Below are 23307 nucleotides of genomic sequence, written 5' to 3'. Positions count from 1 at the left end.
CGATGAGGGAGCTGAAAGGCACTCTGTGGAAGGCCGCCGAGAAGCTGCGCGGCTCGCTGTCTGCCAGCCAATACAAGGACGTCATCCTCGGGCTGATCTTCCTCAAGTACGTCTCCGATGCGCAAGACGAGCACCACGCGTTCGTCGTACCGCCTGATGGGCACTGGAAACTGCTGTCGGACAGCGTGAAATCGAATGACATCGGTCACGTTGCGGACAGGGCGATGCAAGCCGTCATGGCGGCCAATCCGACATTGGCGGGAACATTGCCGCAGCCGTATCACAATGTCGACCAGCGCCGCCTGGGCGAACTCATCGGGCTGCTCAACAATGTCCGACTCACCGGCCAGAGCAGCGCGCGGGACCTGATGGGCGAGGTTTACGAGTACTTTTTGGGGAATTTCGCACGCGCGGAAGGCCGCCGAGGCGGCGAGTTCTTCACCCCGCCAAGCGTTGTCCGGGTGCTCGTCGAGGTGCTCGAACCGGCTAGCGGACGGGTGTACGACCCGTGCTGCGGATCCGGCGGAATGTTCGTGCAGACAGAGCAATTCATTGCCGCCCGTGATGGTGATCCGGCTGATGTGTCGATCTTCGGTCAGGAGAGTGTCGAGGAGACGTGGCGAATGGCCAGGATGAACCTGGCCGTACACGGAATCGACGGCGCTGGGTTGGCGCGCGGCGACACGTTCAACAGTGATCAGCATGCCGGTGTGCTGATGGATTACGTGCTGGCCAATCCGCCGTTCAACATCAAAGATTGGGCTCGCGACGAACGTGACCCGCGTTGGTGTTTCGGCGTTCCGCCGGCCGGAAACGCCAACTTCGCTTGGATTCAGCACATCCTGTCCAAGCTCGCGCCGCGAGGTAAAGCCGGAGTGGTGATGACGAATGGGTCGATGTCGTCAAATATGGTCGGGGAAGGGGGCATTCGTGCCGGCATCATCGATGCCGACCTGGTCTCCTGTATGGTCGCCCTACCTGCCCAACTCTTTCGTAGTACCGGAATTCCGGTCTGTCTCTGGTTCTTCGAGAAGGACAAGTCGCAACGGTCGGGACAAGTGTTGTTCATCGATGCACGCGGACTCGGATACCTGGCGGACCGCGCCGAACGTGCATTGACAGACGATGAGGTGACCAGGATCGGCGCGACCTATCGCTGCTGGATCTCGGAAAGCTCTACCTACCAAGATATTCCGGGTTTTTGCAGGTCCACGACAGTTGACGACATCAGAGCTGCGGGATACGTGCTCACGCCCGGTAGGTATGTGGGTACTGCCGCCGCAGACGCCGACGGCGAGCCCGTCGATGAGAAGGTCGCGCGGTTGACCACGGATCTGCTTGCCGCACTGGATGAATCGGACCGGCTCGATGAGGTGGTGCGTGAACAGTTGCGGCGGGTGCGATGCACGTGAGGTTGGGCGATCACCTCGACTTTCGCAGCGGGCATGGCGGGCCGGAGCGAAAGGCGCACGGGCGGTTTCCCGTCTACGGCGCCAACGGTGCCATCGGGTATGCCGCTGACCGCAACGCGAATGGCCCGGTGATCGTCGTCGGCCGTGTCGGCACTTATTGCGGCAGCGTGCGTTACAGCGCATCCGATGTCTGGGTCACCGACAATGCGTTCGCCTGCCGGGCAAAGAAACCCGAGGAAACGCGGTACTGGTATTACGCGCTGCGTGCCTGCCGCCTCAACGAGCACCGTGCCGGATCAGGGCAACCGTTGCTCAACCGGCGCACGCTGTGTGACCTCTCGGTTCCTGTTGTCGCGGCGGGCGAGCGTCAGCGGATCGGGGCGTTGCTCGGGGCCCTCGACGACAAGATCACGACCAATCAGTCCGTGATCGCGGCTGCCGAAGCGCTGATGGTCGGCACAGTCGCCTCGGTATCCGGGCGAGTGTCGTTGTCGCTGTTGGCGCGTCGGTCGACGGCCTTCGTCGAACCGCACGGTTTCGCCGAAGCGGTTGCTCATTTCAGCCTCCCGGCATTCGACGACGGCGCGAATCCCCAGGTGGTTCCCGGAGCGACGATCAAGAGCGGCAAATTCCTGCTGTCACAGCCGTGCGTGTTGTTCGCCAAACTGAATCCCCGCATCCCGCGTATCTGGAATGTGTTGAGCCTGCCGTCGCACATGGCGTTGGCGAGCAGCGAGTTCGTCGTCCTGACGCCGACGTGCGTCGAAACCGCAGTTCTTTGGGCAGCTCTACGACAACCCGACGTGTCGGAGACTCTGCAACAGCAGGTCATCGGGACTTCGGGGAGTCATCAGCGGATCCAGTCCCGCGACCTGCTCGATGTCGGGGTGCCCGACGTCCGGCAACTGGCACCGGGCGCGGCGCAGACCATCAAGGACCTGGGTGCCCTCTGCGAGGCGCGCCGCGCCGAATCCGTGCGGTTGTCGGCCTATCGGGATGCGCTGCAGCCGCTGCTGTTGTCGGGTGAGGTGCGGGTGGAGCCGGCGCCATCCGGCTAAGGTGAGCGCCGTGGCCGAGACTGCGCCGCTGCGCGTGCAACTGATCGCCAAGACCGACTTCCTGGCGCCGCCGGAGGTGCCCTGGACAACGGACGCCGACGGCGGTTCGGCGCTGGTCGAATTCGCCGGCCGGGCCTGTTATCAGAGCTGGTCCAAGCCCAATCCGAGGACCTCGACGAATGCCGGCTACATCAAGCACATCATCGATGTCGGGCACTTCTCGGTGCTCGAGCACGCAAGTGTGTCGTTCTACATCACCGGCATATCGCGATCCTGCACCCACGAGCTGATCAGGCATCGGCACTTCTCCTACTCGCAGTTGTCCCAGCGCTACGTGCCGGAGAGCGATTCTCAGGTGGTGATGCCGCCCGGTCTGGAAGACGACCCAGAGTTGCAGGACATCCTGACCGCGGCCGCAGATGCCAGCCGCACCACCTATATCGAGCTGCTGACCAAGCTCGAGGCGAAGTTTGCCGACCAGCCCAATGCAATTTTGCGGCGCAAACAGGCCCGGCAGGCGGCACGCGCGGTGCTGCCGAACGCCACCGAAACACGCATCGTCGTGACCGGCAACTATCGGGCCTGGCGTCACTTCATCGCGATGCGGGCCAGCGAACATGCCGATGTGGAAATCCGCCGGCTGGCCATCGCATGTCTGCGCCAGCTGGTCGATGTCGCGCCGGCAGTGTTTGCCGACTTCGAGGTCACGAGCCTGTCCGACGGCACCGAGGTCGCGACCAGTCCCTTAGCCACCGAGGCTTGACGCGACCGCCCGTGGCGAGCGTCCGCGGGCGTACAGCTAACGCGGCGTGTCGCCGGGCAAACACGCGCTCTCGCGGCGGTGCGAAAGCGCTTGCTACTGCCAGGTAATCTTGGACACCGTGAGCACCGTCGGATTCGATGCCCCAGCACGACTGGGAACACTGCTGACCGCGATGGTGACGCCCTTCGACGCCGACGGCGCTCTGGACACCAAGGCCGCGGCACGCGTGGCCACTCATTTGGTGGATCAAGGGTGTGATGGCCTCGTGATTTCGGGCACCACCGGCGAGTCGCCGACCACCAGCGATGACGAGAAGCTCGAACTGCTTCGCGTCGTGTTGGAGGCGGTAGGCGACCGGGCGCGAATCATCACCGGCGCCGGTACCTACGACACTGCGCACAGCATCAAGCTGGCCAAGGCGTCCGCGGCCGAGGGCGCGCACGGGCTTCTGGTCGTCACTCCGTACTACTCGCGGCCCCCGCAAAGTGGGCTGATTGCCCATTTCACCGCCGTCGCGGACGCGACCGACCTGCCGGTACTGCTGTATGACATCCCGCCCCGGTCGGTGGTGCCGATCGAGTCCGACACGCTGCGCACGCTCGCCTCGCATCCCAACATCGTGGGCGTCAAGGACGCCAAGGCCGACCTGCACAGCGCCGGCCAGATCATCGCCGAAACGGGGTTGGCCTATTACTCGGGCGACGACGCGCTCAACCTGCCCTGGCTTGCGGTGGGCGCCATCGGCTTTATCAGCGTGATTTCCCACGTCGCGGCGGGGCAGCTGCGAGAGTTGTTGTCCGCCTTCCAATCCGGCGATATCGCCACGGCGCGAAAGATCAACGTCGCGGTGAGCCCGCTGTGCAACGCAATGGGTCGCCTTGGCGGTGTGACGATGTCCAAGGCTGGCCTGAAACTGCAAGGCATCGACACCGGAGATCCGCGCCTACCGCAGGTCTCCGCGACCCCAGCCCAACTCGACGATTTGGCCGCTGATATGCGCGCGGCCTCCGTTCTTCGGTGACCCGACTTTGAACGAGGAGCTCGCCCCACCAGGTCCCCTGACAGCGGGCGGGTTGCGGGTCACCGCGCTCGGCGGAATCAGCGAAATCGGCCGCAACATGACGGTTTTCGAGCACCTGGGCCGGCTGCTGATCATTGACTGCGGGGTGATGTTTCCCACCCACGACGAGCCCGGCGTTGATCTGATCCTGCCTGACCTGCGGCACATCGAGGACCGCCTCGACGACATCGAGGCCCTGGTACTGACGCACGCCCACGAGGATCACATTGGGGCGATCCCGTTCCTGCTCAAGCTGCGGCCCGACATCCCCGTCGTCGGCTCCAAGTTCACCTTGGCGCTGGTGTCCGCCAAGTGCCGCGAGCACCGCATCAAACCGGTGTTCGTCGAGGTCAAGGAGGGGCAGAGCAGTCGGCACGGGGTATTTGAATGCGAGTACTTCGCGGTCAATCACTCCATTCCGGATGCGCTTGCCATCGCCGTCTACACCGGCGCCGGCACCGTCCTGCACACCGGCGACATCAAACTCGACCAAACACCGCTCGACGGCCGACCAACCGATCTGCCCGGCATGTCCCGCCTCGGCGACGCAGGGGTGGATCTGTTCCTGTGCGACTCGACCAACGCGGAGCATCCCGGAGTCGGTCCGTCCGAGAGTGAGATCGGCCCGACTTTTCACCGGCTGATTCGCGGCGCCGACGGACGGGTCATCGTGGCGTGCTTCGCCTCCAACGTCGACCGCGTCCAGCAGATCATCGACGCCGCAGTGGCTTTGGGCAGGAAGGTGTCATTCGTCGGACGGTCGATGGTGCGCAACATGGCCATCGCGCGCGACCTCGGCTTCCTGCGGGTGGACGATTCCGACCTTGTCGACATCGGTTCGGCCGAGATGCTGCCCCCCGAACAGGTGGTGCTGGTTACCACCGGCACCCAGGGCGAGCCGATGGCGGCGTTGTCACGCATGTCGCGCGGCGAGCATCGCAGCATCACATTGACCGCAGGGGACCTCATCATCTTGTCCTCGTCGCTGATCCCCGGCAACGAGGAAGCGGTCTACGGTGTCATCGACTCGCTGGCCAAGATCGGCACCCGGGTTGTCACCAATGCCCAAGCGCGAGTACATGTTTCGGGCCATGCGTACGCCGGTGAGCTGCTGTTCCTGTACAACGGGGTGCGACCCCGGCACGTCATGCCGGTACACGGGACCTGGCGGCACCTGCGTGCCAACGCCAAACTGGCGGCCAGCACCGGCGTCCCGGAGGAGTCAATCCTGGTGGCCGAGAACGGCGTCAGCATCGACCTGGTTGCGGGCAAGGCGAGCATCGCCGGAGCGGTGCCGGTCGGCAAGATGTTTGTCGACGGCCTGATCACCGGCGACGTCGGTGACATCACCCTTGGGGAGCGGCTCATCCTGTCGGAGGGCTTCGTCGCGGTGACCGTGGTGGTCCACCGGGGCACCGGAAAGCCAGTGGCGCCGCCGCACCTGCATTCGCGTGGCTTTTCCGAGGATCCCAAGGCGCTGGAACCCGTCGTTCGCAAGGTCGAGGCCGAATTGGAGCACTTGGCGGCCAACTATGTGACCGATCCGATCCGCATTGCGCAGGGCGTGCGCCGCACCGTCGGCAAGTGGGTGGGGGACACTTACCGCCGCCAGCCGATGATCGTGCCGACTGTTCTCGAAGTCTAGGTCTTCTCGGCGAAAGCCGACCACTCGATCTGCGACGCCTTGAGCTTGCGACCGGTGGGCTCGACGTAACGCTCGATCAGGTCGTCCGGTCCAACTTGTTCCACCAGTCGCCAGCCGTACTCATCGAGGAATGCCGCAACTTCCTCGGGCTGTATCCCGAAGTGCCAGAGTTGCTTTCGCTTTCGAACCGAGCGGTACAGCGTCCGCGAGCCGTATTGATTCGTGCCATCGATGAAGTCGCGGCGAACGTAAGTGAACGCCATCCGACTGCCCGGCGCCGTCGGCCGCAGCCCCTCGAGCGTGGTGCGGACGGCGTCCTCGGTGAGATATTGGGTGACACCTTCCCAGATGAAGAATGCCCGGTAGTCGGTGCGGTAACCGTGCTCGGCAAGTGCTGTCAGCAGGTCGTCGTGCTCAAAGTCCAACGCCACCAAGCGAACCGACAGTGGTAGTTCACCCAGCACCCGCCGGACCGTCCTGGCCTTGCGCGCGATGTTGACCGGCAGGTCCACTTCGAAGACCAGCTTGCGAATCCGCCGGGTCAATCGGTAGGCGCGGGTGTCCAGTCCCGCGCCGAGGATCACTACAGCGTCGATATCGTCGAGCGACTCGGAGAGCTTGTCGCCGATAAATCGTTTGCGGCAGGCCAGATTGACCCAGAGTCCGCGACCTGTCCGCTCAGACGCGCCGATGAATGCGCGCCGCACCGCCCCCGACCGTGTGGCCGCGACCAGCCAGCGTAGGGGGGCCGGAAGAAACAGTTCGGCGAGGTCGTCGTCGACCAGCCTGCGATCGGCGCGCTCGTTCTGTTCGACGGCCGCGAGGACCATTGGTCCAAAGGCGGTAACCGCAGCGGGATTTCGGGCCATGGTCAGACGCTGCCTATCGTTTGTTCACGCAGCCGGCGTCCACCGGCATAGTAATGCCGGTGATGTAACGGGCCTGGTCGGATACCAGCCACGCTACCGCGTTGGCGATGTCCTCAGCCTGCATAATCTGCACCGGCAGCGCGTTGCCCCCGCCAGATGCAGCACCGGCTGCGGCGAGCTCCGTCAACCATTTCAGCGTGAACTCGTTGTTGATCATCGGCGTGGCTACACCACTCGGGTGGATCGAGTTGACCCGGATACTGTGTGGTGCAAGCAGGTTGGCGTACACCCTCATCAGCCCGACCAGTGCATGCTTGGAAGCGGCGTAGCCGATGGCGCCGGCGTCGGCGCTGGACATGCCGGCCAGCCCCGCGGACGAACTGATCAACACGATCGACCCGCCGGTTTCCTGCTTTTTCAGCGACGGTATCGCGACTTCGATCGTGTGATAGACGCCGGTGAGATTGACATCGATGACGTCGTACCAGCCGTCCTCGCCGGACTGCATGGGCGCGATACCGGCATTGGCGACCACGATGTCGAGTCGGCCGAACTCGTCGAGACCCGCCTGCAGTGCGGCGTCCAGCGCGGCCCGGTCGCGCACGTCGGCCTGTCGCGCCACGATGCGGGCGCCGGCATCCTCGACGAGCTTGGCGGTGGTCGCCAGGTCGTCAGAGCTGCCCAACGGGTAGGGCACGCTGGCGATCTGGCCGCATAGATCCACCGCGATGATGTCGGCACCGTCGGCGGCCATTCGAACCGCATGGGCTCGGCCCTGCCCCCGTGCGGCACCGGTTATGAAGGCCACCCGTCCGTGCAGTGGTCCGTTCGCCGGACCCTCCGGTGCCTGGTTCATCAGGCGCGGATTTGCCCTTTGTCTGCGTCGCCGGCCGGAATTGGCTGAAGGAACTTGATGTCGGGGGCCCCGGCCAGGTGCTCACCGGCGGCGGCGAACAGCTTGCCGATCGCGGGCGCGGTGCCATGAGTGTTGAGTGCATCCTGGTCGGCCCACTGCTCCACAAACACAAAGGTCTCGCCGCTTTGATGCAGCGAGTACAGCTGGCACCCGGGCTCGGTGTGCACCTCTTCGACGGCGGTGGTGAGGATGTCGCGAACGGCATCGACCGATTCGGGCTTGACGGTCAACGTGGCGACGACGACGACGGGCATGTGGGCTCCTGACAATCGTGAGAATCGGGGCGGGGGTGGGTATTAGGCGGGTTTTGGCGAGTGTGACCCGGCGTGAATTCGGTCACTTTTTGCCACCCTACTCACGGTTGTCGATAACGAGGAGACTACGTCCCGGAGAAGCGTCCGTTACCAGTGTGGCGGGTGGTGCAGATGATGTTGTTGCGACTACGCTTGTGAGCATGGCTAGTAAGACCGTCGCCCGCTCCGGAACCCGAACGAGCAGGTCAAAGGCCACTCCGGCCGCTGACGCCCGAGGTGGGCGACCTGCCGCGCGAACGACCGGACGAGGGGCTACGCCTACCCGGGCACCCAAGAAGCGTCCGAGTAAGCCGGCGAAGCGGGTGAGTAGGCCCGCCAAGCGGCGCAATAAGTCAGTGTTGGTGCTGGCCGGAGTTTCCTGCGGCCGCGCGGTGCGAAAGACCTGGATGGTGACGGCCAAGGGAACGGGCAGTGTGGCGCGCTCAATCGGCCAAGCCCGCAACATCGAACCCGGACATCGCCGGGATGGGATCGCGCTGGCACTGCTGGGAGTCGCAGTGATCATCGCTGCCAGCTCATGGTTCAACGCCGCACGCCCAGTCGGTGCCTGGGTGGACGCCGGGCTGCGCACGTTCGTCGGCTCGGCGGTCGTCCTGCTTCCGCTGCTGGCCGCAGGCGCTGCGATCGTGCTGATGCGGACTGAACCCAACCCCGACGTGCGGCCACGCCTGATTCTTGGCGCCAGCCTGATAGCGCTGTCGTTCCTCGGCCTGCGCCACCTGTGGGCCGGGTCGCCGGAAACGCCGGAGTCGCGCCGCCTCGCAGCCGGATTCATCGGCTTCGCCATCGGCGGGCCCCTGTCGGACGGGTTGACCGCGTGGATCGCGGCGCCGCTGCTGTTTATCTGCGGCCTGTTCGGGCTGCTACTGCTGATGGGCATCACCGTTCGCGAGGTGCCGGACGCAATGCGCAGCATGTTCGGCACTCGACTGTTCCACCGCGAGTACTACGACGAAGACGACGAAGACGGGTACGACGCCTACGACGAACGGGATTCCGACTTCCCCGGAAACGACGCCGACACCGTGGACATCGCTCGCGAGGACTTTTCCGCCGGGTATTACGACGAGGCCGCACCGGCTCCCGAGGCCGCGCCGCGGGCCTGGCCCTCGGCTCAGGAAGCCGCGTCGGTCGACAGCCTCGTCGACGATGACGCGCCGACCGTTCCGGAGCCACGCGCGCGGAAGCGCCCGGCGAAAGCCGAGAAGGCGCAGAAGGTAGAGCCCCCGGTCATGGACCGGATCGTGGAAGGCCCCTACGCGCTGCCGTCGATGGAACTGCTGGTTGCCGGCGAGCCGCCTAAGAAGCGCAGTGCCGCCAATACCCAAATGTCGGACGCCATCAGCGACGTGCTCAACCAGTTCAAGGTCGACGCCGCCGTTACCGGTTGCACCCGCGGGCCGACCGTCACCCGCTACGAGGTCGAACTGGGCCCCGGAGTCAAGGTGGAGAAGATCACTGCGCTGCAGAAGAACATCGCCTACGCGGTGGCCACCGAGAGTGTGCGGATGTTGGCACCGATACCGGGAAAGTCCGCCGTCGGCATCGAGGTGCCCAATATCGACCGGGAAATGGTTCGACTGGCCGACGTGCTCACTGCGCCGTCGACCCGTCGCGACCACCACCCGCTGGTGATCGGGTTGGGCAAGGACATCGAGGGTGACTTCATCTCGGCCAACCTGGCCAAGATGCCGCACCTGCTGGTCGCCGGCTCCACCGGCTCGGGCAAGTCCAGCTTCGTCAACTCGATGCTGGTATCGCTGCTGACCCGGGCCACCCCGGAAGAAGTCAGGATGATCCTGATCGACCCGAAGATGGTGGAACTGACTCCTTACGAAGGCATTCCGCACCTGATCACACCGATCGTCACCCAGCCGAAGAAGGCCGCGGCCGCGCTGGCATGGCTGGTGGAAGAGATGGAGCAGCGTTACCAGGACATGCAGGCCTCTCGGGTGCGCCACATTGACGACTTCAACGCGAAGGTGCGATCCGGTGAGATCACGGCGCCGCTGGGCAGCAAGCGGGAGTACCGGCCGTACCCGTACATTCTGGCGATCGTCGACGAGCTGGCCGACCTGATGATGACCGCGCCCAGGGACGTCGAGGACGCCATCGTGCGGATCACACAGAAGGCCCGTGCCGCCGGCATTCACCTGGTTCTCGCCACGCAGCGTCCGTCCGTCGACGTCGTCACGGGCCTGATCAAGACCAACGTGCCGTCGCGGCTGTCGTTCGCGACCTCGTCGCTGACGGACAGCCGCGTGATTCTGGACCAGGCGGGCGCGGAAAAGCTGATCGGCATGGGCGACGGCCTGTTCCTGCCGATGGGAGCCGGCAAGCCGATCCGGCTGCAGGGCGCCTACATCAGTGACGAGGAGATTCAAGCGGTCGTCGCCGCGTGTAAGGATCAGGCCGAACCCGAATACACCGAGGGAGTCACGGCCGCCAAGCCCACCGGCGAGCGCACCGATGTCGATCCGGACATCGGGGACGACATGGACGTCTTGCTGCAGGCCGTGGAACTCGTCGTTTCCAGCCAGTTCGGTTCGACCTCGATGTTGCAACGGAAGCTGCGGGTGGGATTCGCCAAAGCCGGTCGCTTGATGGATCTGATGGAGACCCGCAGCATCGTCGGGCCCAGCGAAGGATCCAAGGCCCGCGAGGTGTTGGTCAAACCCGACGAACTGGCTGGAACGCTAGCGCTGATCCGGGGTGGCGCGTCCGCCGACGGGTCTGACGCGGACGACGAGTAACGGCGACTGCTGGTTCGTTAGAGAACCAGCAGCATCCGGGAGTTGCCCAGGATGTTGGGTTTGACGTAACTCAGGTCCAGGAACTCGGCGACACCGATGTCGTACGAGCGGCACATCTCCTCGAATACCTCGGCTGTGACCGGAGTGCCCTCGATCTCGGTGAAGCCGTGCCGGCCGAAGAATTCGGTCTCGAACGTCAGCACGAAAAGGCGCTCGAGCTGCAGTTCACGGGCCACCTCGAGCAGTCGGTTGACGATCGCGTGGCCGATGCCGTGGCCGGTCACGGTCGGATCGACCGCGACGGTGCGGACTTCGCCGAGATCGGACCACAACACGTGCAAAGCACCGCAACCGATGACTTTGCCTTCGATCTCCGGGTGTTCGGCAACCCAGAATTCCTGCACAGCTTCGTAGAGCGTTACGAGGTTCTTCTCCAGCAGAATCTTCCCCGCATAGGTGTCGACGAGCTGTTTAATCGCAGGGACGTCAGACGTTCGTGCGCGCCTAACCACCAGTCGGTGATCTCGTGGACTTTCGGTCACGGGGAAACACTATCGACGCGGCGGACTACGTGAGCTGGTCAGCCGCTATTCTGTTGCCGTGTCGGGACAGCCGGAAACCGGTGAGGCAGCAAGTCCTGCCAGTATCGCGAACTTGGCCAATGTCCTGACCTTGTTGCGGCTGGTATTGGTCCCGATTTTCTTGATCGCGCTTTTCTATGGCGACGGTCATCACACCACTGCCCGATTTGTGGCGTGGGCGATATTTGCCGTCGCGTGCATCACCGATCGCTTCGATGGTCAGCTGGCGCGCAATTACGGCATGGCGACCGAGTTCGGCGCCTTTGTCGATCCGATCGCCGACAAGACCCTGATCGGCGCGGCGCTGATCGGCCTGTCGATGCTGCATGACTTGCCCTGGTGGATCACCATCCTGATCATGGCCCGCGAGCTGGCGATAACGGTGCTGCGACTGGCAGTGATACGCCGCGGCGTGATTCCCGCCAGTTGGGGCGGCAAGCTCAAAACTCTGGTCCAGGCGGTGGCGATCGGGCTCTTGGTGTTGCCGCTGTCCGGATTGCTGCACACCGCAGCCCAGTGGGTGATGGGCCTCGCGATCGTGCTCACCGTGCTTACCGGCATCGACTACGTCGCCTCAACCGTGCGGGAAATCCGTCGGACCAAGCGCGCGGCCAAATCCTGATTGTCGGGAACCATCGCCGCCACTGCCTGCGTTCACCTAACGTCCCATGCTTTTTCTGGGGGGTGCGCCCGCGTTTACGGGCGTTGTTGATGGTGACGGTCAAAGGAGAGCACGATGGCGTCATTGGTACGCGAAGTCATTGGCGACGTGCTGCGGGGGGCGCGGACAACGCAGGGACGGACGCTGCGCGAGGTGTCCGATTCCGCGCGAGTGAGCCTGGGTTATCTGTCGGAGGTAGAGCGCGGCCGCAAGGAGCCCTCGAGCGAGTTGCTCAACGCGATTTGTGACGCCCTACGGGTCCCGTTGTCGCAGGTGCTGATCGACGCCGGTGAGCGGATGGCCACCGAGGAGCGGGTCACCCGCGGCGCCGCGAGTCGTGCCAACATCGATGTGAGCACGAAGGTCGTCATTCCTCCGGTCGCCTCGCTGGCGGTGGCTTGATTTCTGGACGGGGGACCTTGGGTGGGGATAAGCGCGCTGACCCACTAAATTGAGGGCCAAGGGTAGCGTTGCGGCCCAACCGGCAGACAAGAAGCGAAGGCGGAGCTCACTGATGGCCAATCCGTTCGTCAAGGCGTGGAAGTACATGATGGCGCTGTTCAATTCCAAGATTGACGAGCACGCCGACCCCAAAGTCCAGATTCAGCAGGCCATCGAGGAAGCTCAGCGCACCCATCAGGCGCTGACTCAGCAGGCGGCCCAGGTAATCGGCAACCAGCGCCAGCTGGAGATGCGTCTCAACCGGCAGTTGGCCGACATTGAGAAGCTGCAGGTCAATGTGCGTCAGGCTTTGACCCTGGCCGACCAGGCCGTTGCCAACGGGGATGCCGCCAAGGCGACCGAGTACAACAACGCCGCCGAGGCTTTCGCCGCTCAGTTGGTGACCGGCGAACAGAGCGTCGAAGACCTCAAGACGTTGCACGATCAGGCGCTGCAGGCGGCGTCGCAGGCGAAGAAGGCCGTCGAACGCAATGCGATGGTGCTTCAGCAGAAGATCGCCGAGCGCACCAAGCTGCTCAGCCAACTCGAGCAGGCCAAGATGCAGGAGCAGGTCAGCGCCTCGCTGCGGTCGATGACCGAGCTGGCTGCCCCCGGCAACACTCCCAGCTTGGACGAGGTGCGCGACAAGATCGAGCGGCGCTACGCCAACGCGATCGGCTCGGCCGAGCTCGCGGAGAACTCGGTGCAGGGCCGCATGCTCGAGGTCGAACAAGCCGGTGTGCAGATGGCAGGGCACTCTCGGCTGGAGCAGATCCGGGCGTCCATGCGCGGTGATGCTCTTCCGGCCGGAGGTGCGGCGACGCCCGGAATCAACCCGGCGAACCCCGCGCCCCAACGGGGTAGCGCCATCCCCGAGAAGCCCTTCGGTCAGTAGTTAAGGCGAGCGGATGACGGCGAAGTCGAATCAGCGCGGATTGTGGCGTGGACTGCTGCAGCACGGATTCGACACCGCCGCCGACGTGAGCGACTTCCTGGCACGAAAGATCAGCGCCGCGAGCGACCCTCGCGCGCGTCAACTGCGCCGCCGCCGGCGCGCCCTGCGCTGGGCCTGGATTTTCACCGCCGGGGTGGTTTTCTGGGGTTTGGTGACAGCGGTGCTCGCAGCCTGGGGCTGGTTCGCGTTGCTCCTGCAGATCACCGGCGCCGTCGCGGTGGTGATGGTCATCCCGGCCACCCTGCTGTTCTTTCGGTATTACTGGCTCAAATCCGAGCCGCTGCCGGCCGAACGGCCTGCCAGCGTCCGGCGACTGCCGCCGCCCGGTTCAGCCGCCCGACCAGCGATGTACGCGTTGGGTGCCTCAGAGCGGGGCTTTTTCTCCTTGCTGGGCGTGATCGAGCGGGGTGCCATGTTGCCGACCGACGAGATCGCTGACCTGAGCGAGGCGGCCAAGCGGACGTCAGCGGCAATGGCGACGACCGCCGCCGAAGTGGTGTCGATGGAACGGGCCGCGCACAACACGGTGGCGTCGCGCGAGTTTCTGGTGCCGACCATCAACGCCTACACGGCCCAGCTAGGTGCCGGGGTCCGGCAGTACAACGAAATGGTGACCGCCGCGGCGCATCTGGTCTCGTCGGCAAACGGCGAGGTTGCGGGTGGGGTTGCCCTGCTGTCGCAGCAGCGCTACCGCGATGAACTCGTCGGCGCGACGGATCGATTGCTCGGTTGGGCGCAGGCGTTCGACGAACTCGGTGGGCTGCGCAGGGCCTAGCAGCTACAGCGTCGGCCGCAGGGACGGGATGATCGCCCCGGCCAGCCCGCGAGCGATCGCCTTGAAAAAGTCGAGGGTGTCGAAATAGTCCCGCCACAGCGTGATCTGGCCATCCCGCACCTCGAAGATCCCGCACACCCAGAACTGGAGCCGCACCGGTCCGAGGATCAGCGCGTCGGTGCGCTCGGTGAGCACAGCCGTTCCGTCCGCGGCCACGCGATGGAACTTGACCTCGAAGCCGATCCGGCCTTCCATCTTGCGAAACAGCTTGGCGACCTTACGACCACCGCGGATCTTCGAATATCCGACGTTCTCGTAGAGCAGGTCGTCAGCTAATGCTGCGTCCGCCGTCTCGAAATCCTCGCCTTGCAGCGCGTACAAGAATCCCTCGACAGTGCGGATGTTGTCACTGGTTGTTGTCTGAGTCAGCTCAGTCATGCTCGCCAGCCTAGGCGAGCGCGGTTGTGGCAGGGTAGGCCGATGCGCGTCGCCGTGGTCGCCGGGCCGGATCCCGGGCACTCGTTTCCGGCGATTGCGTTGTGCCAGAAGTTCGTGGCGGCGGGGGACACTCCCACGTTGTTCACCGGCGCGGAATGGCTGGATGTTGCCCGAGGCGTCGGCATCGACGCCCACGAACTCGACGGTTTGGTCGCCACTGACGAGGACACCGACGCCGGGGCCAGGATTCACCGACGGGCGGCGGGGATGGCGGTGCTCAATGCTCCGGCGCTGCGGGATATGGCACCGGATCTGGTGGTGTCCGACGTGATCACGGCATGTGGCGGCCTGGCCGCCGAACTGCTCGGCATTCCGTGGGTCGAGCTGTGCCCGCATCCGCTGTATCTGCCGTCGAGGGGCCTACCGCCGATCGGCAGCGGCCTGGCGCCTGGCACCGGCTTTCGGGGCAGGCTGCGTGACACCGTGATGCGGGCGCTGACCGGGCGATCGGTGCGGGCGGGGTTGCAACAGCGGTCGGGAGTTCGAGTCGAGATCGGCCTGCCGGCACGCGATCCTGGGCCGTTACGACGACTGATCGCCACGCTGCCCGCCCTCGAGGTGCCGCGTCCGGACTGGCCGGACGAAGCCGTCGTGGTGGGGCCGTTGCATTTCGAGCCCACCGACCGGGTGTTGGACATCGCGCCAGGTACAGGGCCGGTGGTGGTGGTCGCCCCGTCCACCGCCATGACCGGCACCGTCGGGATGGCCAAACTCGCGCTGGAATTCCTGACGCCAGGTGATGTCCTGCCGGCGGGTTCGCGGTTGGTGGTGTCCCGGCTGGGTGGTGACGATCTGACGGTGCCGCCGTGGGCGGTGGTGGGATTGGGACGTCAGGACAGCCTGTTGACGCAGGCCGATTTGGTGATCGCCGGCGGCGGTCACGGGATGGTGGCCAAAACATTGCTGGCCGGCGTGCCTCTGGTGGTGGTTCCTGGCGGTGGTGATCAGTGGGAGATCGCCAATCGAGTGGTTCGGCAGGGCAGCGGACGGCTGATCCGGCCGTTGACCGGCGAGGCACTTGTGACCGAAGTGGCTGAGGTGTTGTCGTCGCCCAATTACCGCTCGGCTGCCCAGCGTGCGGCCGCGAGCATCGACGGTGTCGCCGATCCGGTGCGGGTATGCCACGAAGCGCTCGCTTTGACGGGGTAATTCGGTAGGTATCTTGGCTGGCGTGCGGCTGACGGAGTTCAACGAGCGGGTAACCCTGCGGTTCGGTGCGGCGTATGGGGCATCGGTGCTGGTAGACCACGTGCTGAGCGGGTTCAATGGTCGGACCGCCGCGCAGGCGATCGAAGCCGGCATCGACCCGCGTGATGTATGGCGGGCATTGTGCGCGGACTTCGACGTGCCCCGCGATCAATGGTGAGTTGGTTGCGCTGCAGCTTCGGCCCGGCTAGAGCCCGCAGTCGCCGCACTTGCCCCCATTGGGCAGGCGGTAGAACAGGCAGCAGCTGTTTCTCCTGAATCCGAGGTCGGTGTTGATGATCTCGCCGGTTCCGGCCAACCCGCCGATGTCGAGCAGGGCTGTCGTGACTCGCGTGATCTGTGGTCGCAGATCGGGCCGCGCCGAAAGCAGCATTCGCGACGTCCCCACGAGTGCAGACGCGATGTTTCCGTCCAGCAGACCGCGGGCCAGCTTGCCGTGCAGACCAGCGGCGAACTGTTCCATGTGGTCCTGCACGACGACGCGGTACAGCAGGTCGGGGGAGGGTACGGCGGGCTCTCCGACAGCTTCGGGGAGTCGTAACTGTGCACTGTTATCCGCACGCTGCAGGGCGGTCAGGTCCGGGATAACGCCGTGGGCCAGCACGCAGGCGAGTACGGGAGACCACAGCCGGGCGGCATGGCCGAGGTGCACCAGGGAAGCGCCGATGCGCACCTCGGTGCTGCCGTACCGGTTCGTGGTGTCCTCGGCGAGATCGGCGAATCCGTCTGCGTAAGAACGTTTTACGGGATGCCAGCCATCGGGTTCCCCGCCTATGGAGAGGGCGAAAAAACCGCCATAGGAAGCAACTTGGGCAAGCTCCGCGGAGATATTCATATGCTTTCCGTCAGCCGATATTGAGGCTCCCCAATCTGGACATGCTGCCACACGCGGCGTGTCACCTTGAATCGAACAGGTGTTCGGCTACTGTGGTGAGCATTCGGAGATCTCAACTTGTCGGACCCCCCGCTTAGTGTCACGGACAACCGACCAATACCGGTCAACGAACACCGACTAACAGGAGAGGCACCATGGCTCAAGCCCCTGACCGCGAGAAAGCTCTCGAACTGGCAATGGCCCAGATCGAGAAGAGTTATGGCAAAGGCTCGGTGATGCGCCTCGGCGACGAGGTGCGCCAACCGATTTCAGTTATCCCGACCGGGTCCATTGCGCTGGACGTCGCACTGGGCATCGGCGGACTGCCCCGTGGCCGGGTCGTCGAGATCTACGGTCCGGAGTCCTCGGGTAAAACCACCGTCGCACTGCACGCGGTGGCAAACGCGCAGGCCGCCGGCGGCGTCGCGGCGTTCATCGATGCCGAGCACGCGCTGGATCCGGACTATGCCCAAAAGCTTGGTGTCGACACCGATTCGCTGCTTGTCAGCCAACCGGACACAGGGGAACAGGCACTCGAGATCGCCGACATGCTGATCCGTTCGGGTGCTCTCGACATCGTGGTCATCGACTCGGTGGCGGCCCTGGTGCCGCGCGCTGAACTCGAAGGCGAGATGGGGGACAGCCACGTCGGTCTGCAGGCCCGGCTGATGAGTCAGGCGCTGCGGAAAATGACTGGTGCACTGAATAATTCGGGAACAACGGCGATCTTCATCAACCAGCTGCGCGACAAGATCGGTGTGATGTTCGGTTCCCCCGAGACGACGACGGGTGGAAAGGCGCTGAAGTTCTACGCGTCGGTGCGCCTCGACGTGCGTCGGATCGAGACGCTTAAGGACGGCACCAATGCGGTCGGCAACCGCACCCGGGTCAAGGTCGTCAAGAACAAGGTGTCGCCGCCGTTCAAACAGGCCGAGTTCGACATCCTCTACGGCCGTGGCATCAGCAGGGAAGGCTCGCTGATCGACATGGGTGTGGATCAGGGCTTTATCCGCAAGTCCGGTGCCTGGTTCACCTATGAGGGCGAACAACTCGGCCAGGGCAAGGAAAATGCTCGTAAGTTCTTGTTGGAGAACCCTGAAGTGGGCAACGAGATCGAGAAGAAGATCAAGGAAAAGCTCGGCATTGGTGCAGTGGTTACCGATGACAGCGTCCTGCCCGCCCCCGTCGACTTCTGAGCGTCGCGAAGAGCAGGCGCGGGCACTATGCCTGCGCCTGCTCACCGCGCGAGCTCGGACCAGGGCCGAGTTAGCCGGTCAGCTGGCCAAACGGGGATACCCAAAGGACGTCAGCGAACGGGTCTTGGATCGGCTGGGTGATGTCGGACTGGTGGATGACACCGAGTTCGCCGAGCAGTGGGTGCAGTCAAGGCGGGCCAAGTCTGGAAAGAGCAAGCGCACGCTGGCTGCTGAGTTGCACACCAAGGGCGTCGACGACGAGGTGATCACCACGGTGCTGGCTGAGATCGATGCCGGCGCTGAGCGGGAGCGGGCCGAGCAGTTGGTGCGCACCAGGCTTCGACGGGAAGTGCTCAGTGAGGACGACACGCGGCTGACTCGCAGGTTGGTCGCGATGTTGGCTCGTCGCGGGTACAGCCAGACGTTGGCTTGCGAGGTGGTCTTCGCCGAACTCGCTGCCGAACGGGAGCGCCGGCGGGTCTAGGTCGGCTGGCGACGATCCGCTGGGTCGGCTCTTGCCGGCCTGGCGGTCGTCGCTGGTTCTACTTAGTGGCGGCCCGCTGCGCCCGGCTTCGCTGGCCTTGCGATCGCCACTGGTCCTGATGCTGGCGACCCGCTGCGCCCGGCTTCGCCGGCCTTGCGATCGCCACTGGTCCTGATGCTGGCGACCCGCTGCGCCCGGCTTCGCCGGCCTTGCGATCGCCAGGTAAAGAATCCACCGCCCATGGCCGCCATTCCAGCTGGTGCGGGCCAACATGATCGAAGGACAAGGGATGACCACCGCGACAAACGTCAAGCCGTTCACCTACACCGAAGGGCTGGGTGAGCTGATCCGCTCCTACCGGCTGTATCTGGGCATGTCTCAGCGTTCGATGGCCGACTTGCTGTGTAAAGACCGTCGCGACTACCAGCGCATCGAGACTGGCAGGGCTGCATGCCCGCCGGGTCTGCTCAGCACCGTGGAGGCGTTGACCGATCAATTTGACTCACAGGTCGAGGCGCTCATCGACAAGGCGATCAAGTCCGGCGGCATCGAGATCGATGTGCGGTCCGATGTCGTGTCCGAGTGGGAACGCATTGTGGCCGGACGGGCCGCCGTGGTCGCCTGCGGGGAGGAGAACCTGCCGTCAATCACTCTTGCCGTGACGGGGGGTTGACCACCGAAACAGCCGCGGGAGAGTACTGGGCAGGGTCCGAGCATCCGTCCTGCCCGACGGCTGCGTTGACCGACGGCCCGCACGGGTCCCCGTCGCCAGTACCATGGCCAAGTGACTTCGACGGTAACGCCAGACGCTGCAGGCGTGGCAACTGGTGCCGCGTCGGCCTCAGGCGCGGTGCGGACATACCAGGTTCGCACCTACGGCTGTCAGATGAACGTCCACGACTCCGAACGGCTGTCGGGCCTGCTCGAAGCGGCCGGCTACGAACGGGCGATCGACGGCTCCGACGCCGACATCGTCGTTTTCAACACCTGCGCCGTCCGTGAAAACGCCGACAACAAGCTCTACGGCAACCTCAGTCACCTCGCGCCCCGCAAGCGCACCAATCCCGACATGCAGATCGCGGTGGGTGGCTGCCTGGCGCAGAAAGACCGGGACAGCCTGCTGACCAAGGCGCCCTGGGTCGACGTGGTCTTCGGCACCCACAACATCGGGTCGCTGCCTACCCTGCTCGAGCGCGCCCGGCACAACAACGTGGCCCAGGTCGAGATCGCCGAATCGCTACAGGAGTTTCCGTCCTCGCTACCAGCTGCCCGCGAATCCGCTTATGCCGCTTGGGTTTCCATCTCGGTGGGCTGCAACAACAGCTGCACGTTCTGCATCGTCCCGTCGCTGCGCGGCAAAGAGGTCGACCGCAGTCCAGCCGACATCCTGGCCGAAGTTCAATCCTTGGTGGACACCGGAGTCACGGAAGTCACGCTGCTCGGACAGAACGTCAACGCCTACGGCGTCTCCTTTGCCGATCCGGCATTGCCGCGCAATCGAGGCGCATTCGCTGAGTTGTTGCGGGCCTGCGGCGACATCCCGGGCCTGGAGCGGGTCCGCTTCACCTCGCCGCACCCCGCCGAGTTCACCGACGACGTCATTGAAGCCATGGCGCAGACACCGAACGTGTGCCCCGCGCTGCACATGCCGTTGCAGTCGGGTTCGGATCGGATCCTGCGCGCGATGCGGCGCTCCTACCGCGCCGAGCGCTACCTCGGCATCATCGAACGAGTCCGGGCGGCAATGCCGCATGCCGCCATCACCACCGACCTGATCGTGGGCTTCCCGGGCGAAACCGAAGAGGACTTCGCGGCCACCCTCGACGTGGTGGCCCAGGCCCGCTTCGCGGCCGCATTCACCTTCCAGTACTCCCAGCGCCCGGGCACCCCGGCCGCCGAACTTCCCGGGCAACTGTCGAAAGCCGTTGTGCAAGAACGCTACGAGCGCCTGATCGAGTTGCAGGAGCGGATTTCGCTCGAACACAACCGGGCCCTGCTCGGTCAGAATGTCGAGTTGCTGGTCGCCACCGGCGAAGGCCGGAAGGACGCCCGTACTTCCCGGATGACCGGCCGGGCGCGCGACGGCAGGCTGGTCCACTTTGCGGCAGGTGATCTGGAAGTACGTCCGGGCGACATCGTCACCGCCGAAGTGACCGACGCCGCGCCACACCATCTCATTGCCGACGCCGGCATCCTGACCCACCGTCGCACCCGTGCCGGTGAGGCGCACGCTTCTGGCCAGCGGCCACGCGGTGTCGGTCTGGGCATGCCCGGCGTCGGGCAGTCCGCCGCCGCCGCCCAGCCGGCCGGCTGCGGTGGCTCGAGCGGATAGGGGCACGAAAATGGCGAGAAGCAACAAGGGCGGAAACGGGGCGACGGACGCCGCGGATTTCGACGCCTACCGCGCCGAACTCGAGGCGGCGGAACGTCGCGTAGCACGTGAGATCGAGCCTGGGGCAAGGGCTCTGGTGGTCGCGATCCTGGTGTTCGTCCTGCTGGGATCGTTTCTGTTGCCGCATACCGGCGGCGTGCGGGGTTGGGACGTACTGTTCGGCGGCCGCGGTGCTGCAGCAGTTGGGGTCGAGTTGCCCCTGCGGGTGTTCTCCTGGCTCGCGCTGGTATTCGGCGTCGGCTTCTCCATGCTGGCTTTGATGACCCGGCGCTGGGCGGTGGCCTGGATTGCGCTGGCTGGATGCGCACTGGCCAGCGGCACCGGGCTGTTGGCCGTGTGGTCGCGCCAGACCGTCCCGAAGGGTTACCCCGGTCCGGGCATAGGACTGTTCATCGCATGGATTTCGATCATTCTGTTGTCATTCCATTGGGCCCGGGTGGTGTGGCAGCGCACCATCGTGCAACTGGCCGCCGAGGAGCAGCGCCGTCGCATCGTCGCACAGGACCAGTCGAAGACCCTGCTGGACAGCGTGCAGAACAACCCCGACGAGCTCGGCGGCCCCGAACCGCTGACCGCCGACGATCGAGAGAACCCCTAAGACCTACGGGTCAGCGCTGCGGCAGCCGCATCGGCCCACTGCCGCCACTGTTCGGCGCTCGCTCTGGCCTTTTCGGCGTCCTTCGTCTTGCCGGCCGCGGCGGCTTTGGCGGCCTGCTGTTCGAACTGTTCGGCGCGGCTACGGAACTGCTCAGCGCGTGCCTGCGCCTGTGGGTCCGACCAGTCCGTTTCCCCGGCGTCGCGGACCTTCTTCTCGATTGCCCGCAACCGTCGCTCCAGGTCGGCGGACCGCTCTCGCGGAACCTTGCCGATGGCGTCCCACTTGTCGGCGATGGTTCGTAGCGCCGCTCGGGCAGCGTCATGATTGCTGGTATCGACCTTTTCCGCTTCAGCCAGCAACGCCTCCTTGGCCGAGGCATTGGCCCGCTGTTCGGCATCCTTCTCGGCGGTGATGGCATTGCGGGCGCTGAAAAACACGTCCTGCGCCGCTTTGAAACGACGCCACAGGGCGTCGTCGACGTCCTTGCTCGCCCGTCCCGTGGCCTTCCACTCGGTGAGCAGCTTGCGGAATTCCGCGCTGGTCCCGGCCCAGTCCGTCGAGTCCGACAGGGCTTCGGCGCGTTCGCACAGTCGCTCCTTGGACTGGCGGACACCTGACCGCTCACGGTCCAATTCGGAGAAGTGCGACCCACGTCGCCGGTTGAAGGCTTCCCGGGCTGCCGAGTAGCGCTTCCACAACGCGTCGTCGACCTTGCGGTCCAGGCCGCTGATCGTCTTCCACTCATCGAGGATTGTCCGCAACCGGTCGCCGGCGTTCTTCCACTGCGTCGAGTTGTTGGCCAGCTCTTCGGCCTCGGCGGCCAGTGCCTCCTTGCGCGCGGTCTGGGCGGCACGGTGCTCGTCACGCCTGGACCTGTCGGCGGTGACAATGACGTCGGCGCGCGCGCGAATGTCGCTCAGCCGGTTGGCCAGTGCATCGATATCGCCCAGCACACAAGCCGTCGCCAGGGTCTCGGCCAGCGCCGCGGCTGTGGCTTTGATCTTGCGCGAATCCCCGGTCCCGGAGGTCAGCCGCTCTTCGATAAGGGTGATCTCGGTGCTCAGGTCTTCGAAGCGTCTGCCGAAGTACTGAAACGCCGCCGCGGCGTCGCCGGCCTGCCACGAACCGACGACACGCTCGCCGGAGGCAGTGAGGAGCCAGACCGTGCCGTCGTCGTCGACCCGGCCGAACTTGCGAGGATCGTTGCGTTGCGAGCCCGTCAGCCGATGTGTCCATGGGTGGGCGGCGTTGCTCGGCACGGCCCGGGCGCCGGGTCGCGGCCCTGGGCGAGGCCCCGGTACCGGCCCCGGGCGAGGCCCCGGTACGGGCCCCGAGGGTTGCCCCGGAAGTGGCTCAGTTCCCGGTACTGCTGTGTCGTTGCTACCGGACTCGTCACCCGTCATTGCGCTCGTCACCTACCCCTATGCCAGTCGCGCGGTCGACTTTCCCGCGCAGCTGCCGCGCGAAGCGGCACCTGTTCGGTTGGCAGCTCTGGCGCGACTTTTTGCCGGCGCAGGTCTACCAACCCGATTTACCAACAAGTATTGAAGCACCTGGCGGGCTGATCGCCTCAAATTTTTCCCCACCGATGCCTGATTCGACCCTCGTTGGGACGGTCGAGAGGCTATTGGAGCCGTCCTGAACGCCCTCGCACGCGTTCTCTGGATCGCCACTGCAGCGTGCGGGTAACGAATCGATTCCCGTTGAGTTCGGGCTGATAGCAGCACTGCACTGCCGGGTACCGTGATTGAGGACGTTAAGCGCTACAGACAGAACCCGCCCAGGCGGGACCGCTCTTCGTTAGGAATTTTCACAGCTGCCACATAGCTGGCTCTAGGTTGCGCTTAACTCGATTT

24 protein-coding genes are annotated in these 23307 nt (G+C 65.0%); 17 read left to right on the top strand and 7 right to left on the bottom strand.

What is annotated here, in order from left to right:
• Positions 1 to 2: 2 nt before the first annotated feature.
• The 5 genes from ACZY1I_RS19235 to ACZY1I_RS19215 all read left to right on the top strand — a co-directional run bounded on the left by ACZY1I_RS19235 (position 3) and on the right by ACZY1I_RS19215 (position 5938).
• Positions 3 to 1412, top strand: a complete 1410-nt coding sequence (locus tag ACZY1I_RS19235) for a type I restriction-modification system subunit M (RefSeq protein WP_463756055.1) — start codon at positions 3 to 5, stop codon at positions 1410 to 1412.
• On the top strand, positions 1403 to 2470 hold the full coding sequence (locus tag ACZY1I_RS19230; RefSeq protein ID WP_463756054.1) for a restriction endonuclease subunit S: 1068 nt from the start codon (positions 1403 to 1405) through the stop codon (positions 2468 to 2470). The genes ACZY1I_RS19235 and ACZY1I_RS19230 overlap by 10 nt, the downstream gene beginning before the upstream one ends.
• 10 nt (positions 2471 to 2480) lie before the next feature.
• Positions 2481 to 3233, top strand: a complete 753-nt coding sequence (thyX, locus tag ACZY1I_RS19225; RefSeq protein ID WP_463756053.1) for an FAD-dependent thymidylate synthase — start codon at positions 2481 to 2483, stop codon at positions 3231 to 3233.
• Positions 3234 to 3351: 118 nt separating this feature from the next.
• Positions 3352 to 4254 (top strand): 4-hydroxy-tetrahydrodipicolinate synthase, encoded by a 903-nt coding sequence (gene dapA / locus ACZY1I_RS19220; RefSeq protein WP_463756052.1) that lies wholly within the window; start codon positions 3352 to 3354, stop codon positions 4252 to 4254.
• A 7-nt stretch (positions 4255 to 4261) separates the two neighbouring features.
• Positions 4262 to 5938 (top strand): ribonuclease J, encoded by a 1677-nt coding sequence (locus ACZY1I_RS19215; protein WP_463756051.1) that lies wholly within the window; start codon positions 4262 to 4264, stop codon positions 5936 to 5938.
• On the opposite strand, the gene ACZY1I_RS19210 is transcribed toward ACZY1I_RS19215, so the two are convergent.
• From ACZY1I_RS19210 to ACZY1I_RS19200, 3 genes are read right to left on the bottom strand one after another with little or no spacing between them, the layout of a single operon-like run.
• The gene (locus tag ACZY1I_RS19210) at positions 5935 to 6807 is read right to left on the bottom strand and encodes an SAM-dependent methyltransferase (RefSeq protein WP_463756050.1); all 873 of its coding nucleotides are present in this window, start codon (positions 6805 to 6807) and stop codon (positions 5935 to 5937) included. The genes ACZY1I_RS19215 and ACZY1I_RS19210 overlap by 4 nt on opposite strands.
• 13 nt (positions 6808 to 6820) lie before the next feature.
• Positions 6821 to 7663, bottom strand: a complete 843-nt coding sequence (locus ACZY1I_RS19205) for a mycofactocin-coupled SDR family oxidoreductase (protein ID WP_463756049.1) — start codon at positions 7661 to 7663, stop codon at positions 6821 to 6823.
• Positions 7663 to 7977: a putative quinol monooxygenase gene (locus ACZY1I_RS19200; RefSeq protein WP_463756048.1), complete on the bottom strand. Its 315-nt coding sequence runs from the start codon at positions 7975 to 7977 to the stop codon at positions 7663 to 7665. The genes ACZY1I_RS19205 and ACZY1I_RS19200 overlap by 1 nt, the downstream gene beginning before the upstream one ends.
• Positions 7978 to 8066: 89 nt before the next feature.
• Here ACZY1I_RS19200 and ACZY1I_RS19195 point away from each other — a divergent pair, with 89 nt between their 5' ends.
• Positions 8067 to 10790: a DNA translocase FtsK gene (locus ACZY1I_RS19195; RefSeq protein WP_463756047.1), complete on the top strand. Its 2724-nt coding sequence runs from the start codon at positions 8067 to 8069 to the stop codon at positions 10788 to 10790.
• 17 nt (positions 10791 to 10807) lie between these two features.
• Here ACZY1I_RS19195 and ACZY1I_RS19190 read toward each other — a convergent pair whose 3' ends face one another.
• Complete coding sequence (locus ACZY1I_RS19190; protein WP_463756046.1) at positions 10808 to 11332, bottom strand: amino-acid N-acetyltransferase; 525 nt, start codon at positions 11330 to 11332, stop codon at positions 10808 to 10810.
• Positions 11333 to 11390: 58 nt separating this feature from the next.
• Here ACZY1I_RS19190 and pgsA point away from each other — a divergent pair, with 58 nt between their 5' ends.
• The 4 genes from pgsA to pspM all read left to right on the top strand — a co-directional run bounded on the left by pgsA (position 11391) and on the right by pspM (position 14203).
• On the top strand, positions 11391 to 11993 hold the full coding sequence (gene pgsA / locus ACZY1I_RS19185; RefSeq protein WP_463756045.1) for a CDP-diacylglycerol--glycerol-3-phosphate 3-phosphatidyltransferase: 603 nt from the start codon (positions 11391 to 11393) through the stop codon (positions 11991 to 11993).
• A gap of 114 nt (positions 11994 to 12107) precedes the next feature.
• On the top strand, positions 12108 to 12434 hold the full coding sequence (gene clgR, locus ACZY1I_RS19180; RefSeq protein ID WP_463756044.1) for a transcriptional regulator ClgR: 327 nt from the start codon (positions 12108 to 12110) through the stop codon (positions 12432 to 12434).
• Positions 12435 to 12546: 112 nt separating this feature from the next.
• Positions 12547 to 13368 (top strand): phage shock protein PspA, encoded by an 822-nt coding sequence (gene pspA, locus ACZY1I_RS19175; RefSeq protein ID WP_463756043.1) that lies wholly within the window; start codon positions 12547 to 12549, stop codon positions 13366 to 13368.
• Between the two features lie 13 nt (positions 13369 to 13381).
• Entirely contained in the window at positions 13382 to 14203 is an 822-nt protein-coding gene (pspM, locus tag ACZY1I_RS19170) for a phage shock envelope stress response protein PspM (RefSeq protein ID WP_463756042.1), read from the top strand.
• A gap of 3 nt (positions 14204 to 14206) precedes the next feature.
• Here the strand turns inward: pspM and ACZY1I_RS19165 are convergent, their stop codons facing one another.
• Positions 14207 to 14641 (bottom strand): limonene-1,2-epoxide hydrolase family protein, encoded by a 435-nt coding sequence (locus ACZY1I_RS19165; RefSeq protein WP_463756041.1) that lies wholly within the window; start codon positions 14639 to 14641, stop codon positions 14207 to 14209.
• 42 nt (positions 14642 to 14683) lie between these two features.
• On the opposite strand from ACZY1I_RS19165, the gene ACZY1I_RS19160 reads away from it, so the two are divergent.
• Both ACZY1I_RS19160 and ACZY1I_RS19155 read left to right on the top strand, forming a co-directional pair.
• Positions 14684 to 15850 (top strand): glycosyltransferase, encoded by a 1167-nt coding sequence (locus ACZY1I_RS19160; RefSeq protein WP_463756040.1) that lies wholly within the window; start codon positions 14684 to 14686, stop codon positions 15848 to 15850.
• A 22-nt stretch (positions 15851 to 15872) separates the two neighbouring features.
• Entirely contained in the window at positions 15873 to 16067 is a 195-nt protein-coding gene (locus tag ACZY1I_RS19155; protein WP_463756039.1) for a DUF3046 domain-containing protein, read from the top strand.
• A gap of 27 nt (positions 16068 to 16094) precedes the next feature.
• Here ACZY1I_RS19155 and ACZY1I_RS19150 read toward each other — a convergent pair whose 3' ends face one another.
• Positions 16095 to 16742, bottom strand: coding sequence for a (2Fe-2S)-binding protein (locus ACZY1I_RS19150; RefSeq protein WP_463756038.1), 648 nt, complete (start codon positions 16740 to 16742; stop codon positions 16095 to 16097).
• A 194-nt stretch (positions 16743 to 16936) separates the two neighbouring features.
• On the opposite strand from ACZY1I_RS19150, the gene recA reads away from it, so the two are divergent.
• The 5 genes from recA to ACZY1I_RS19125 all read left to right on the top strand — a co-directional run bounded on the left by recA (position 16937) and on the right by ACZY1I_RS19125 (position 21451).
• Positions 16937 to 17977: a recombinase RecA gene (gene recA, locus ACZY1I_RS19145; protein ID WP_463756037.1), complete on the top strand. Its 1041-nt coding sequence runs from the start codon at positions 16937 to 16939 to the stop codon at positions 17975 to 17977.
• Positions 17943 to 18461, top strand: coding sequence for a recombination regulator RecX (gene recX, locus ACZY1I_RS19140; RefSeq protein ID WP_463756035.1), 519 nt, complete (start codon positions 17943 to 17945; stop codon positions 18459 to 18461). The genes recA and recX overlap by 35 nt, the downstream gene beginning before the upstream one ends.
• Positions 18462 to 18750: 289 nt before the next feature.
• On the top strand, positions 18751 to 19134 hold the full coding sequence (locus ACZY1I_RS19135; protein WP_463756034.1) for a helix-turn-helix domain-containing protein: 384 nt from the start codon (positions 18751 to 18753) through the stop codon (positions 19132 to 19134).
• Positions 19135 to 19245: 111 nt separating this feature from the next.
• Complete coding sequence (gene miaB / locus ACZY1I_RS19130; RefSeq protein WP_463756033.1) at positions 19246 to 20793, top strand: tRNA (N6-isopentenyl adenosine(37)-C2)-methylthiotransferase MiaB; 1548 nt, start codon at positions 19246 to 19248, stop codon at positions 20791 to 20793.
• A gap of 10 nt (positions 20794 to 20803) precedes the next feature.
• Positions 20804 to 21451 carry an Rv2732c family membrane protein gene (locus tag ACZY1I_RS19125; protein WP_463756032.1) on the top strand — a complete coding sequence of 216 codons (648 nt, stop codon included), beginning with the start codon at positions 20804 to 20806 and terminating at the stop codon, positions 21449 to 21451.
• Here ACZY1I_RS19125 and ACZY1I_RS19120 read toward each other — a convergent pair.
• Positions 21448 to 22854 carry a DUF349 domain-containing protein gene (locus ACZY1I_RS19120; RefSeq protein WP_463756031.1) on the bottom strand — a complete coding sequence of 469 codons (1407 nt, stop codon included), beginning with the start codon at positions 22852 to 22854 and terminating at the stop codon, positions 21448 to 21450. The two genes, ACZY1I_RS19125 and ACZY1I_RS19120, sit on opposite strands and share 4 nt — an antisense overlap.
• Positions 22855 to 23307 lie beyond the last annotated feature (453 nt).

This window comes from Mycobacterium sp. IDUB_37, assembly GCF_055419245.1.
This window is presented reverse-complemented; position numbering and strand designations above follow the sequence as displayed.